Here is a 12,842-nt window from a genome sequence, read left to right as displayed (position 1 = left end):
CTGTCCGCGGAGATTAGGTAGCGCAGAAATGGGGCAGGGCGGGCGGTGGGATGGGGATTGTTGGCGGTAGGGTTAAATGTTTACGCAGCCGGTGTGCGCCCCTTCCTTGCCAAACCCACCATCTCCATCAGCATCGCTTCCCCCGCATCCACCAGCTCCTCCAGCGTGATGCGCGGGGCGCCCTTGCGCCGCACCGCGCCGCTGCGCGCAAGCAGGGGAATGTGGATGAACGCCGCAAGCCGTGGCCCGCCCCCCCTGACGTTCTCGATCGCGCGCCAGCTCAGATAGTTGCAGAGATAGGCGCCGGCATCGCGCGAGGGCCGCGCATCGATGCCGGTGAGCCGCGCGGCGCGCAGCAGTCTTGCCGTGTGCGGGCCGAACGTCATGGCGTCGGCATGACCGGCGATGCCGCGCTTGCTCGAGCGGGTGTTGGCGGCGTCGGGCCAGAGCATGGTGACGGCGTTACGCGCGCGGCTCTCGATGCGCAGGTACGGCGTGCGCGCGGCGAGGCCGAACATCAAAAGCGCATCCGGCTTCACTTTCGCGAGCACCTCCGGCAATTGCCGGTCGACCGCGGCGTAGGTCACCGGAAAGATGTGGCGCGATAGCTCGACATCATCGAGCGCCGGCCGGCGCAGTTGCGTCAATCGCGCGACCAGCGGCTGGGTCGGATTATGCGGAGCCCCGGGAAACGGGCCGAATCCGGTGAGGAGAATGCGGAGCTTATCGGACAATGGATGTGATCCTCTCGATCCTGTCGGGCACGCTGGCATTCAGTAAACACTGGGATCAGCCGCCTTCCAAGCTCGCGGGTCGTCAGACCTCCGATGCGGGATCGTGCCTGTGGCGCTCGCGGTAGGTCCGCGTCTTTTCCCGGTTGCCGCACAAGGTGGATTGGCACCAGCGCCGCGTGCCGGGCTTCGAGCGATCGAAAAACACCCGCTGGCACTCGTCGGCGGCGCACATCTTCAGCCGCCCGAGCGTGCCGGCCGAGGCCGCGTCGTACAATTCGGCGACGATCGCCGACAGGCCCGCTTGCGCATCGCTCGTCACCGGCCTGAGTGCAAAACCATCCTTGCCGATGGTGGCGACACGCAGTGCAAACGCCTCCATCGCGGCGTTGAGGGGGCCGATGACGGCCGGTTTGCGATGGCGCTCCGCCGGCTCGCATTTGAGGTAGTCGCGGACCGCGGCGCGCAGCCGCAAGGCCGCCTCGAAGGTCTTCTGCGATGGCGCAGCGGCACGTTCGATCAGCCCATGCTGGCGCATCCACTCGCCGAGCGCGGCGAGATTGTGCAGCTCGTCCGCCTGCTGATGCTGGATACCGTGATGGGTGAAGTGCCGCAGATCCAGCGTGTTGGCGAAATCGTAGAGATTCGCCAGCGCGTCCGGCACATGGAACTTGCGCGATTCCTTCGACATGGAACACCATTTAATCGCTTTTGCTGGTTGACTCAAGACACCAGCATTCGTATTTTACTGGTGTCCAACGAGAGAGCGGAGTTTCACCATGTTGCACGTCAACCATCCCCCGATCTCGACCGAGGAAGTCTCCTACCGGAAGTACATCGAGGTGCTGGATACCCAGATGGCCTACGTCGATGTCGGCGCGGGAGACCCCATCGTGTTCCTGCACGGCGTTCCGACGCCGTCCTATCTCTGGCGGAACATCATTCCCCATCTCCTGCCCTATGGCCGGTGCCTTGCGCCCGACCTCGTCGGCATGGGCAATTCGGGCGCGGCGCCGAACGGCTCCTATCGCTTCGTCGATCACCGGCGCTATCTCGATGCCTGGTTCGATGCGCTGGGTCTGACTGAGAATGTCATCCTTGTCGTACACGACTGGGGCGCGGCGCTCGGTTTTCACTGGGCCCATCGCCACCCGGAGCGGGTCAAGGCGATCGTCTACATGGAAGGCATCGTCCGGCCGTTCCGCTCCTGGGACGAATGGCCCGACGCGACGCGCGCTTTCTTCCAGGGCCAACGGAGTCCGCAAGGCGAAGACCTGATCTTGCAGAAGAACCTGTTCATCGAATATCTCCTGCCGCTGCGCCACATCGCGCCGGAGGCGCTGGAGGTCTATCGCCGCTATTTCCGCAATCCCGGTCCGAGCCGCCAGCCGATGCTGACCTGGACGCGCGAATTGCCGATTGAGGGCGAGCCTGCCGATGTGGTCGCGATCGTCGAGGCCTATGCGGATTGGATGGCGAAGAACCGGATCCCGAAACTGTTCATCGATGCCGAGCCGGCGGGCTTCCTGATCGGCGCACAGCGCGAGTTCTGCAGGGCCTGGCCCAATCAAGAGACCGTCCTGGTGAAGGGGTCGCACTTCCTGCAGGAGGAGGCGCCTCAGGAGGTCGGCGAGGCGACCGCGCGCTTCGTCTCGAAGGTACTGGCCGGGCAGATCAGTTAGGTCATCGCGAAATTGAGCTGGATCGCGAACTCGGACTTCGCTTCACCTCTCCCCTGCCGGCGGCCTCAATGCAGGAGCTTCATGATCTCCTCAGCGGCAAGCGCCGGCGCGAGGCGGCCGTCGGCAACCTCCGCCTCGATCTTCTTCACCTTGCTTCGCACAGGTGCCTCGCTGCGCAGCCGCGCCAGCATGCGCTGCTCCAGCATCGACCACATCCATTTCACCTGCTGGTCGCGCCGGCGCGCCGCGAACTCGCCGGACGCGTTCATCGCCGTGCGGTGTTCGAGGACCTTCTGCCAGAGCTCGGCGATGCCGGTGCCGGCCAGCGCCGAATAGGTGACGACAGGCGGGTGCCAGTGCTCGGACCTCGGCGCCAGAATATGTAGCGCGCCACGATAGTCGGCGGCGGTGATGTTGGCGCGCTTGAGATTGTCGCCGTCGGCCTTGTTGATCGCGATCATGTCGGCGAGCTCGACCAGGCCTTTCTTGATGCCTTGCAATTCATCGCCGCCGCCCGGCAGCATCAGAGCAAGAAAGAAGTCGGTCATGTCGCAGACCGCGGTCTCGGACTGACCGATGCCGACGGTCTCGACCAGCACGACGTCGAAGCCGGCGGCCTCGCACAGCAACATCGCCTCGCGGGTCTTGGCAGCGACGCCGCCGAGCGTGCCTGACGACGGCGAAGGGCGGATGAAGGCGTCGTCGGACGCCGCGAGCTGTGCCATCCGCGTCTTGTCGCCGAGGATCGAGCCGCCGCTGCGCGCCGAGGACGGATCGACCGCGAGCACCGAGACCTTGTTGCCCTGCTCGATCAGATAGGTCCCGAGCGCATCAATCGTGGTGGATTTGCCGACGCCAGGCGAGCCGGTAATGCCGACGCGAACCGCCTTGCCGGTGTCGGGCAGCAGCATCTGCACCAGCTCACGCGCCAGCGCTTGATGGTCGCTACGCCGGCTCTCGACCAGCGTGATGGCCCGCGCCAGCGCCGCGCGATGGCCTGCGCGCAAGTCGCGGGCGAGGGAGGTGATGTCGATGGACTTGCTATTGGTCATTACGATCTTCGCGTCCAGCCGCTAGCGACCCGACATGCGAATGTGTCTCTCAGCACAAGATTTCAATGGTGGAAGGTGGATTTGAACGATGTCCCAAACGATCTCGGCCTTCGTCATGTGATAGGCATGACGCAGCAGGTTTCCGAAGTCGATCATCTTGCGCCAGTCGATCTCTGGCTCGGCCCGCTTTAGATCATCGGGGATGAATCTCGACGCTTCGCAGATGATCTCGAGAAGACGTTCGATTGCCAGCCGGGTCGTCTTCTCGGCGACAAATTGATCCAACGTGAAATCCCGCACGGCATTTTCGATGTCAGTGATGGCATCCAGAATATCCCGCAGCCGGTCTTCCACGGTCGGCGGCATTCAGAAGACCTCGATCAGGTCATCCGCGATCCGCTCTGCCATGCGCGGTTTCAGCAAATCTCGCATCGATATTTGCACCTGAAGGCCGAGATGGTCTTCAATCAGGTGGAGAGCTTTGAAATAGTCAAACCGCGGTGATTCCTCGCGTGAAGTCGTCTCGACCAAGATGTCCAGATCGCTATCGGGCCGTGCGTCGCCGCGCGCACGGGATCCAAACAGGTACAGGCGCTTGATGCCCGAAGCCCTCAGGGCGGGTGCAAGCTCCCTAAGCTTCCCGACGAGCGTCTGGAGTGAAATGTCTACGACATCAGTCATAGGCAAACATTAGCATAGGGGCGTCAACCAGCCCAGCGCCGTTAGAGCCTGTTGCCGCGGGTTCTGGGTTCAGCACGAAACCTCATCACGCCTTGGCAAAACCGGCCGCCTTCATGGCCTGACCCATCTGGCGATCCGCCTGGTCCATGAAGGTTTCGAACTGCCCGGCATCGCGCCAGACGGTGCCAAAACCGCGTCCGGTCATGAAGTCCTTGAACGCGGAAGAGTCGTACACCTTCTTCAAGGCCACGGTCAGCGTGGCGGCGATCTCCGGAGGCAAGCCTCGCGGCCCGCCGATGCCGCGCCATGAGCTGGTGGAATAATCGACGCCGAGCGCCTCTTTCAGCGTCGGGACGTCGGGGAAGATCGGATTGCGCGCATGCGCCATGATCGCAAGGCTCCGGGCCTGGCCGGCCTCGATGGTGGCGCGCGCCTCCGGCACCGAGCAGGTGGTGAGATCGAGGCTGCCCGCGACCAGGTCGTGCATCGCCGGTGCTGCGCCATTTGACGCTGACCAAGCGACTTGGTTGGCCGGCAATCCCATCGCCTGCATCCAGCCGACGAGGGCGAGATGCCAGATGCCGCCTTGTCCGGTGCCTGAGGCCTGGAATCGTCCCGGCGCCGCCAGCTTGATGGCATCCATGAGCTCCTTCGCCGTCTTGTATGGCGAGGACGTGGACACCTGAATGCCCGGCGGGTCTTCGTTCACTAGCGCCAGTGGCGTGAAATCCGCGGGCGTCAGATGCGTCAGGGCTTGCCAATGCAGCATCGCGATTTCCACGGTCAGCGTGCCGATCGTGTAGCCGTCCGGCGCTGCGGCTGCGATCTCGGCATGGCCGACGGCGCCGGAGCCGCCGGTGCGGTTGACGACATTGAACGGCTGGCCGAGCTCCTTCTCCAGCAGCGTCGCGACGATGCGTGCGGTCGCATCCGTGCCGCCGCCCGCCCCCCAAGGCACGATCAAGGTCACCGGCCGCGCCGGATAGGCTTGCGCGCGTGCAGGTGAAAGGAGGGCGGACGTGGCGGCAGCCACAGAGGAGGCCGCGAAAATGCGGCGCGTGATCCTTGGCATCAATGATTCCGGCGGGGCCCTCGGGAATCGGGCTTGTCAATGCAACATGCTACGCGGCTTTGCATAGATGTCGCAAGCGGCCGCCCAACGGCGCCGTGAGCAACGTTCCGTTGGAACCTATTGCTGCTCGTCAGCGTCGCCCTTTGGCCGCGCGCCGCCGAAGATGCGCGCCCCCTCCGGCGTGAGATAGGGCTTCAACGTCTCCCACGGCACGAATGCGACATATTGGCCCTCGGCGTAGGGGCCGACCGCATAGGGCGGGTAGTGGAAGGTGAGGCCGGAGCTCTTGCCTGTTTCGGTCGACGGCGCGAGCGTCGCGGCGCCGATCTTGAGCAGGCTCGGCTCCACGCCCTTGAACCATTCCTCGGTCGCGGTCTCGCTGCTGTCGCGCTTCTTCTTCTCGATTCTGAGCGAGGCGATCACGGCCTTCACCAGCGCCTTCATGGTCGCGCCATTGTCGGCGGTCTCGGCGAAGAACGGGCGGATCGAGATGCGCTTGCTCTCGGACTTGTCCCACAGGACCGTGTTCACGTCCGAATTGGGATGGGCGCCATGGGTGTCCATGTAGTCGTCGCGCAGGACGCTGACATAGCGGTCGGCAACCACCGAGCGGATCGAATATTTGCGCTCGAAATTCCAGCCGCCGTCCCTGAAGAACTGCGGGTCCTCCTTGCGCGAGGCGGCGGCGTCGGCGGCGTTCTTGTCGAGCCACTTCTTGCCCTCGGCAAGGCAATCGGCCGCGAGTGACGCATCAGCCTTGATTTTGTCGTCGAGGAAGACACGCTCCTCGATGTTCTTGTTCTTGATAGCGGCGTCTGGCTTGGGGTCAGCGGCGAGAGCGGGGGAGGCCAGGACGATCGCCGCGATGGCAGAAAGGCTCGCGAGCAATCCCGCCCGCACATTTGCACGATGATATGTCACTTCAATATCCATCAATTTTGCATCCGACCGCTGTCGTCGTTCGGACATCGGCGTGAGCGTAATGATCGCAAGATGAACCGGCGCAGAACGCGCTCCGCGAACGACCGGTTCGTGAAGATTGGTCGCAGCAGCCCGACCGCCGGTTTGATGCGGAGAGCCCAGGGGCGGCGGACTTACTCCGCCGCCTCGCTATGTCCGAGCCGGGCATTGAGCTTGCGGATCAGCTCTTCTGCTGCGTCCGCGATCACGGTGCCCGGCGGGAAGATCGCTTCCGCGCCGGCCGCATAGAGTGCGTCGTAATCCTGCGGCGGCACGACGCCGCCGACGATGATCATGATGTCCTCGCGGCCCTGCTTTTTCAGCGCAGCCTTCAATTCCGGCACCGCGGTGAGATGGGCGGCGGCGAGCGAGGAGACGCCGAGGATGTGGACGTCGTTCTCGACGGCCTGGCGCGCGGCTTCGTCGGCGGTCGCGAACAGCGGCCCGATGTCGACATCGAAGCCGATATCGGCGAAAGCGGAGGCAATCACCTTCTGGCCGCGATCATGGCCGTCCTGGCCGATCTTGGCGACCAGGATGCGCGGGCGGCGGCCTTCCGCCTCCTCGAAGGCATCGATCAGCGCCTGAACCTTCTCGACCTGGTTGCCCATGCTGGACGCCTCCCGCTTGTAGACGCCGGTGATGGATTTGATCTCGGCGCGGTGCCGGCCGAACACCTTTTCCATCGCGTCCGAAATCTCGCCGACGGTTGCCTTCGCCCGTGCCGCGTCGATCGCGAGCGCGAGCAGATTGCCGTTGCCTTCGCCGGCCGAGCGCGTCAACGCGGCAAGCGCGGCATCGACATCTTTCTGGCTGCGCTCGGATTTCAGCCGCGCCAGCTTGTCGATCTGCAAGCGCCGGACATTGGTGTTGTCGACCTTCAGGATGTCGATCGGAGCCTCATCAGTCGGCTTGTACTTGTTGACGCCGATCACCGCCTGCTTGCCGGCGTCGATGCGTGCCTGGGTCTTGGCCGAGGCCTCTTCGATGCGCAGTTTTGGCACGCCAGCCTCGATCGCCTTGGCCATGCCGCCGAGCTCTTCGACCTCCTGGATGTGGCCCCACGCCTTGGCGGCGAGGTCACGCGTGAGCCGCTCGACATAATACGAGCCGCCCCAGGGATCGATGATGCGGGTGGTGCCGCTCTCCTGCTGCAGGAACAGCTGAGTGTTGCGCGCGATGCGGGCCGAGAAGTCGGTCGGCAAGGCGAGCGCCTCGTCGAGCGCGTTGGTGTGCAGCGACTGGGTGTGGCCTTGTGTCGCCGCCATCGCCTCCACCGTCGTGCGCATGACGTTGTTGAAGACGTCCTGCGCGGTCAGCGACCACCCGGAGGTCTGCGAATGCGTGCGCAGCGACAGCGAGCGCGGGTCCTTCGGATTGAACGGCTTCAAGAGCTTCGCCCAGAGCAGGCGCGCGGCGCGCAGCTTGGCGACTTCCATGAAGAAGTTCATGCCGATCGCCCAGAAGAACGACAGGCGCGGCGCGAAGCGGTCGACGTCGAGACCTGCGGCAAGACCGGCGCGCAGATATTCGACGCCGTCAGCGAGCGTATAAGCGAGCTCGAGATCCTGCGTCGCGCCGGCCTCCTGCATGTGATAGCCGGAGATTGAGATCGAATTGTATTTCGGCATCTTCTGCGACGTATAGGCGAAGATGTCCGAGATGATCCGCATCGAGGGCGCGGGCGGATAGATATACGTGTTGCGCACCATGAACTCTTTCAGAATGTCGTTCTGAATGGTGCCCGATAGCTTCTCCGGTGCGACGCCCTGCTCGCCGGCGGCAGCGACATAGAGCGCGAGGATCGGCAGCACCGCGCCGTTCATGGTCATGGACACGCTCATCTGGTCGAGCGGAATGCCGGCAAACAGCGTGCGCATGTCGTAGATGGAGTCGATCGCCACACCGGCCATGCCGACGTCGCCGCCGACGCGCGGATGATCGCTGTCATAGCCGCGATGGGTGGCGAGATCGAACGCGACCGAGAGGCCCTTCTGACCCGCCGCGAGATTGCGGCGATAGAACGCGTTGGAATCCTCCGCCGTGGAGAAGCCGGCATATTGCCTGACCGTCCAGGGTTGGTTGACATACATGGTCGGGTAGGGGCCGCGCAGGAACGGTGCGATGCCCGGATAGGTATCGAGGAAATCGAGCCCGGCAAGATCGGCCTCGCCATAAGCGGGCTGCACCAGAATGCCCTCGGGCGTCAGCCACGGTTCGGCGCTGACTGATGGTGCGTTGGTTGCGGCCCGCTCGAAGGCAATGTCTGCAAAGTTTGGAATGCGGCTCATGGCTTCAACCATATCATAGGCGCTCAATCATGATCCGGATGCTGATGGCTGACGATGGTCGCCATCTTCTCCGGTCCGTAATTCTGCTGCGTGGTCTGGCTCGGCAGATTGGCGATGCCGACCACCCAGCCGAGGCGGGACTCGGTGCCATATTGCCGTGTCGGCACCACGTGGTCCGGCCGGTCGAAAGCGCCGGTCATGATCTCGATCCGGTCGCCGTCGATGCGGCCGAAGCTGAGCGGCGTGCCGCAGGCGGCGCAATAGCCGCGATCGGCGATCGAGGAGGAGCGGAAGAACGACGGCTCGCCCTTGGTCCAGGCGAAATCGGCGCGGTTGATGTCGGCGAAGGATGCGAATGGCGCGCCGCTCGCCTTCTGGCACATCCGGCAATGGCAGATCGAAATCTTGTTCGGCGCTGCCGAAATCGCAAAGCGCACTGCGCCGCATTGGCAGCCGCCGGTGAGAACGGATTTGCTCGATTCGGTCATGCCTGCTCCATCCGTCGATAGGCTTCTTGCAACGTCGCAAGTGCGTCGCCGCCGGCGAAGACGAAGCCCGTGACGCCGGCCGCACCGAGGGCCGCCTCGGCCTCAGCCGGCCGGCCTGCCAGATAGATATGTCGCGCGCCCGCGGTTTGCAGGGCGTTCGCCGCGGCTTCGCCGTGTTCCGCATAGACCTTGTCGCTGGAACAAAGGCAGGCGAGCGCCGCGCCTGAGGCCTGGAAGGCGACAGCGAGTTGGGTGGGATCGGCAAAACCCTCGCTGTCGATGGCCTGGATGCCGCCGGCCTCGAAGAAGCTTTTTGCGAATGTCGCACGTGCCGTGAAATCGGCGGGCGTGCCGAGATTGGCCAGGAATATGCTGGGCCGCGCGCCGCGCGCCTTCAACGCCTGATCGGATTTATCGCGCAGCGCTTCAAAGGGTTGCGCAAGCCGGATCGGGGTAAGCGCGTCGAACTTGTACTTTGCCTCGCCATAAGGCGCGACCGCTATCGGGGTCGCGTCGAGCACCGCCGTTTCCCTCTCATGCAGGTTCGGAAACTCGCTGGCGCCCGTCAGCACGTCGCGGCGTTTTGCGATGTTGGCGTCGCGCCTCTTTCGCGCCGCAGCGACCTTGCCCTGGAACAGGCCCTGCTGAAGCGCCGCGAAGGCGCCGCCGGCTTTTTCGCTCTCCTGGAACAGTGCCCAGGCGGCCTCGCAGAGCTGCGCCGTCAGCGTCTCGATGCCACCGGAACCGGCCGCGGGATCGCTGACCTTGGCGAGGTTGCTTTCCTCGAGCAGCAGGAGCTGCGTGTTGCGCGCCACGCGCCGCGCGAACGGATCGGGCAGCCCAAGCGCGAGCGTATGCGGCAGCACGGTGATGGCATCGGCGCCGGCAAGTCCGGCCGCGAATGTCGCGATGGTCGCGCGCAGCATGTTCACGTAAGGGTCACGCTGCGTCAGCATGCGCCAGGCCGTATCGGCGGCGATGAACAGCGGTTTTGGTGTCAAGCCGCACGCCGTCTCGACGCGTGCCCAGAGCAGCCGCAGCGCACGGAATTTTGCCATGGTCAGGAATTGGTCGGCATCCGCGGAAAGCCGCGCATAGACCATGTCCTGCGCCTGCTCCAGCGGAACGCCGGCACTTTCGATCGCGCGTAGATAGGCGATGCCGCAGGCGAGCACGAAAGCAAGCTCCTGCGCCTCGGAGCCACCGGCATCGTGGATCACGCGTCCATCGGCGGAAGCAAACGGCCCCTTGAAACCCAGGCCGGCGAGACCCTTGATGCCACCGGTGACGGTGGGAACGATCTCTTCCCAGCTGTAGGGGCTGTTTCCCCATACGGCGCAGGCGGCCAGCGGATCGAGCCCGAAGCGGATGTTGCACGCTGCGGGATCGATGCCGTTGCTCTTCACATATTCGGCGATGTGGATCGCGGCCATCCGCGATTGTGGGCCGACCTGAAGCTCGATTCCGATGCCGGCATCGAGGTGAATATCCTTCAACACTTTCGCGATCGCATCGGCCGTCGGTTCCAGGCCGAAGCCATGGCTGCCATTGCCGCCGGCGAACACCAGCGCGAGGCCCGTCGCTCCGTTCTCAAGGTCCTGCAAGGCCTGCGCGTTCGCAGCACCCGCATCGGGATGATCGATCCGCTGCATGATCTGCCATGGCGCGGCCGCCGGCCGTCCCACCACAGGCGCAACGCCCTTGGCGCGTGGATAGAGCGGCTCGATCTTGAGGCCGTCATAGGTCTTGCCGACCAGCTTCTCGAACGGCGCGCCCTTGAGCACACCGTCGACCAGCTTGCGCCAGTCCGCGTCCGTCGCCTTGGGAAAATCGGCCGCCAGCGGCAGATCGTCAGTCACGGAGGTCATACGGCTCAGGGCTCCCAAACGTCTCGCTATTCGCAGGCGAAATTGCCACGGCCGGCCGTCCCTGCAAACGGTTGTTTTTGGTTAGCCGGTATCCGAAAGCCGCTCAATGCCTTGCGTCGAGACGCTGGTGAGGCCGTCACGCACACGGATGCCCGAGATCACGCGGTCGGGCGCGATTTCGGCCAGCGGCACCAGCACGAAGGCGCGCTCGAACAGCCGCGGATGCGGCAGGGTCAGATCGGGCTTCTGAAACGACACATCGTCATAGGCGATCATGTCGAGATCGAGCGTGCGGGGACCCCAGCGCCGATCCTTGTCGCGCGTGCGGCCGAATTTCTGCTCGACTTTCTGCATGACGAACAAGAGCGCGTGCGGATCGAGATCGGTCTCGATCTCGACGCAGGCATTGATGAAGGGATCCTGGTCCTCGTCGCCCCAGGGCGGCGTGATGTAGTCCGACGAACGCGCGATCAAGGCGGCTTGCGCCATGCCGCAGATATGGGCGATCGCCTTGCGGAATGTCGCGCGGACATCGCCGACATTGCCGCCGAGTGCGATCAGCACGCTCGCCATGTCAGGGATGCCGCGAGCGGGTCAGCATGATGCCGACGTCGTCGAAGATCGCGGCGATCGGCGCATGCGGCTTGTGCACGGTGATCTTCACGGCACGGATGCGCGGAAAGTGCGACAGGATCGCGTCGGCGACTGCACCCGCCGCGCGTTCCAGCAGCTTGTAATTGGTGTTCTTGAACGCGGCCGTCGTGGTCGCCACCACGTCGGCATAGGAGACGGTATCGGCGAGGCGATCGCTGCGCGACGGCTCCGACAAATCGGTGTAGAGCTCGAGGTCGATGACGAAGCGCTGCCCGACTTCGGTTTCGTGATCCATCACGCCATGGCGTGCATGGATCGACAGGCCGGTCACGAAGATCGTATCGGTCATTGCTTGCTCTCGATTGCGTTGGCGACCCGCAGGGCCTGCAAGGTCTCGGCGACGTCATGGGTCCGGATCATTTTCGCGCCCTTCTGCACGGCGATCAGATGCGCGGCGATCGAGCCGGCGAGCCGCTCCTTCGGGTCCGACGGCGAGACCGAGGCGATGAAACGCTTGCGCGAGGCGCCGACCAGCACCGGCAGGCCGAACATGTCGAGCTCGCGCAGCCGCGCCAGCGCGATCATGCTCTGCTCGGCGGTCTTGCCGAAGCCGATGCCGGGATCCAGCACGATCTTGTCGCGTGCGATGCCGGCCTTGGCGGCGATGTCGAGCGAGCGCAGGAAGAATGCTTTCATGTCCGCGACGATGTCGATGGCGGAATCGACGCTGTCGCGGTTGTGCATGACGATGACGGGGACGCCTCTTGCGGCGACCAGCGGCGCCATATCGGCGTCGCGCTGCAATCCCCAGACGTCGTTGGCGATGGCCACCCCCTGGTCGAGCGCGAAGGCCACAACCTCCGCCTTCATGCTGTCGATCGAGACGGGGAGCCCGAGCGCGACGATGCCTGATAGCACCGGCCTCAGCCGGGCCAGCTCGTCCGCCACTGTCACCGGCTGGGCGCCCTTGTAGGGCCGGGTGGATTCGGCGCCGATATCGATGATGTCGACGCCGGCCTCGATCATCGCCCGCGCCCGTGCCAGCGCCTGGTCCGGCGCGATGAAGTCGCCGCCATCGGAAAAGGAGTCGGGCGTCACGTTGAGCACGCCCATCACCGCCGGCAGAGGCCGGCCCACGAGCGTCCGCAGCACATCTAGCCCGGCCGAGCCGGCCGGCGGGACGGATGGGGAGGGCGAGGCATTCATGCGCGTGGCTTTGCGCGGTCGGGGAGGGGGAGTCAAGATGGGATGGAGGCCGTTATTCCGGCGCGTCCGGGCTACGGGTACTCGTGCCCCGGACGCAGCGCAGCGCTTCTTCAGCGGTGCGCTGCTGAGCCGGGGCCCATCTTGCCGAACTGTTTGCATGGAATGGGTCCCGGCTCTGCGCAGCAACGCTAAGGGCGTTGCAGCGCGTCCGGGACAC

Annotated in this window: 14 protein-coding genes; 1 reads left to right on the top strand and 13 read right to left on the bottom strand. The window is 64.7% G+C overall.

The window, feature by feature from the left end; translation table 11 throughout:
- Positions 1-80 precede the first annotated feature (80 nt).
- Positions 81-734: a pyroglutamyl-peptidase I gene (locus JJC00_RS27140; protein WP_200468916.1), complete on the bottom strand. Its 654-nt coding sequence runs from the start codon at positions 732-734 to the stop codon at positions 81-83.
- An 82-nt stretch (positions 735-816) separates the two neighbouring features.
- Entirely contained in the window at positions 817-1,422 is a 606-nt protein-coding gene (locus JJC00_RS27135; protein WP_200468915.1) for a CGNR zinc finger domain-containing protein, read from the bottom strand.
- Positions 1,423-1,510: 88 nt separating this feature from the next.
- Here JJC00_RS27135 and JJC00_RS27130 point away from each other — a divergent pair, with 88 nt between their 5' ends.
- A complete protein-coding gene (locus JJC00_RS27130; protein ID WP_200468914.1) occupies positions 1,511-2,413 on the top strand; it encodes a haloalkane dehalogenase in 903 nt (300 codons plus the stop codon).
- Between the two features lie 65 nt (positions 2,414-2,478).
- Here JJC00_RS27130 and meaB read toward each other — a convergent pair whose 3' ends face one another.
- From meaB to folP, 11 genes are all read right to left on the bottom strand, one after another.
- Positions 2,479-3,465: a methylmalonyl Co-A mutase-associated GTPase MeaB gene (gene meaB / locus JJC00_RS27125; RefSeq protein ID WP_200468913.1), complete on the bottom strand. Its 987-nt coding sequence runs from the start codon at positions 3,463-3,465 to the stop codon at positions 2,479-2,481.
- A 21-nt stretch (positions 3,466-3,486) separates the two neighbouring features.
- Positions 3,487-3,831: a HepT-like ribonuclease domain-containing protein gene (locus JJC00_RS27120; protein WP_200468912.1), complete on the bottom strand. Its 345-nt coding sequence runs from the start codon at positions 3,829-3,831 to the stop codon at positions 3,487-3,489.
- Positions 3,832-4,146 (bottom strand): nucleotidyltransferase family protein, encoded by a 315-nt coding sequence (locus JJC00_RS27115; RefSeq protein ID WP_200468911.1) that lies wholly within the window; start codon positions 4,144-4,146, stop codon positions 3,832-3,834. It lies immediately after the preceding gene.
- A gap of 85 nt (positions 4,147-4,231) precedes the next feature.
- A complete protein-coding gene (locus JJC00_RS27110) occupies positions 4,232-5,218 on the bottom strand; it encodes a tripartite tricarboxylate transporter substrate binding protein (RefSeq protein WP_200468910.1) in 987 nt (328 codons plus the stop codon).
- 117 nt (positions 5,219-5,335) lie between these two features.
- On the bottom strand, positions 5,336-6,139 hold the full coding sequence (locus JJC00_RS27105) for an RsiV family protein (RefSeq protein ID WP_433996463.1): 804 nt from the start codon (positions 6,137-6,139) through the stop codon (positions 5,336-5,338).
- 173 nt (positions 6,140-6,312) lie between these two features.
- Positions 6,313-8,469 (bottom strand): methylmalonyl-CoA mutase, encoded by a 2,157-nt coding sequence (gene scpA / locus JJC00_RS27100; protein WP_200468908.1) that lies wholly within the window; start codon positions 8,467-8,469, stop codon positions 6,313-6,315.
- A 23-nt stretch (positions 8,470-8,492) separates the two neighbouring features.
- A complete protein-coding gene (locus JJC00_RS27095) occupies positions 8,493-8,957 on the bottom strand; it encodes a GFA family protein (RefSeq protein ID WP_200468907.1) in 465 nt (154 codons plus the stop codon).
- A complete protein-coding gene (locus JJC00_RS27090; RefSeq protein WP_200468906.1) occupies positions 8,954-10,825 on the bottom strand; it encodes a methylmalonyl-CoA mutase family protein in 1,872 nt (623 codons plus the stop codon). Before JJC00_RS27090 ends, JJC00_RS27095 begins: the two co-directional genes overlap by 4 nt.
- 81 nt (positions 10,826-10,906) lie before the next feature.
- Positions 10,907-11,398: a 2-amino-4-hydroxy-6-hydroxymethyldihydropteridine diphosphokinase gene (folK, locus tag JJC00_RS27085; RefSeq protein ID WP_200468905.1), complete on the bottom strand. Its 492-nt coding sequence runs from the start codon at positions 11,396-11,398 to the stop codon at positions 10,907-10,909.
- 1 nt (position 11,399) lies between these two features.
- Positions 11,400-11,768, bottom strand: a complete 369-nt coding sequence (folB, locus tag JJC00_RS27080; RefSeq protein ID WP_027533885.1) for a dihydroneopterin aldolase — start codon at positions 11,766-11,768, stop codon at positions 11,400-11,402.
- On the bottom strand, positions 11,765-12,625 hold the full coding sequence (gene folP / locus JJC00_RS27075; RefSeq protein WP_200468904.1) for a dihydropteroate synthase: 861 nt from the start codon (positions 12,623-12,625) through the stop codon (positions 11,765-11,767). Before folP ends, folB begins: the two co-directional genes overlap by 4 nt.
- Between the last annotated feature and the right edge of the window lie 217 nt (positions 12,626-12,842).

The sequence above is a fragment of the Bradyrhizobium diazoefficiens genome, from assembly GCF_016616885.1.
GTDB classification, from domain to species: Bacteria; Pseudomonadota; Alphaproteobacteria; order Rhizobiales; family Xanthobacteraceae; genus Bradyrhizobium; species Bradyrhizobium diazoefficiens_F.
This window is presented reverse-complemented; position numbering and strand designations above follow the sequence as displayed.

Bases quoted from the DNA above. Each gene is read 5' to 3' on its own strand.
- JJC00_RS27115 (WP_200468911.1), bottom strand. From the start codon at position 4,146: ATGACTGATGTCGTAGACATTTCACTCCAGACGCTCGTCGGGAAGCTT.
- JJC00_RS27120 (WP_200468912.1), bottom strand. From the start codon at position 3,831: ATGCCGCCGACCGTGGAAGACCGGCTGCGGGATATTCTGGATGCCATC.
- folP (WP_200468904.1), bottom strand. From the start codon at position 12,625: ATGAATGCCTCGCCCTCCCCATCCGTCCCGCCGGCCGGCTCGGCCGGG.
- JJC00_RS27095 (WP_200468907.1), bottom strand. From the start codon at position 8,957: ATGACCGAATCGAGCAAATCCGTTCTCACCGGCGGCTGCCAATGCGGC.
- folK (WP_200468905.1), bottom strand. From the start codon at position 11,398: ATGGCGAGCGTGCTGATCGCACTCGGCGGCAATGTCGGCGATGTCCGC.
- meaB (WP_200468913.1), bottom strand. From the start codon at position 3,465: ATGACCAATAGCAAGTCCATCGACATCACCTCCCTCGCCCGCGACTTG.
- JJC00_RS27110 (WP_200468910.1), bottom strand. From the start codon at position 5,218: ATGCCAAGGATCACGCGCCGCATTTTCGCGGCCTCCTCTGTGGCTGCC.
- folB (WP_027533885.1), bottom strand. From the start codon at position 11,768: ATGACCGATACGATCTTCGTGACCGGCCTGTCGATCCATGCACGCCAT.
- JJC00_RS27090 (WP_200468906.1), bottom strand. From the start codon at position 10,825: ATGACCTCCGTGACTGACGATCTGCCGCTGGCGGCCGATTTTCCCAAG.
- scpA (WP_200468908.1), bottom strand. From the start codon at position 8,469: ATGAGCCGCATTCCAAACTTTGCAGACATTGCCTTCGAGCGGGCCGCA.
- JJC00_RS27130 (WP_200468914.1), top strand. From the start codon at position 1,511: ATGTTGCACGTCAACCATCCCCCGATCTCGACCGAGGAAGTCTCCTAC.
- JJC00_RS27135 (WP_200468915.1), bottom strand. From the start codon at position 1,422: ATGTCGAAGGAATCGCGCAAGTTCCATGTGCCGGACGCGCTGGCGAAT.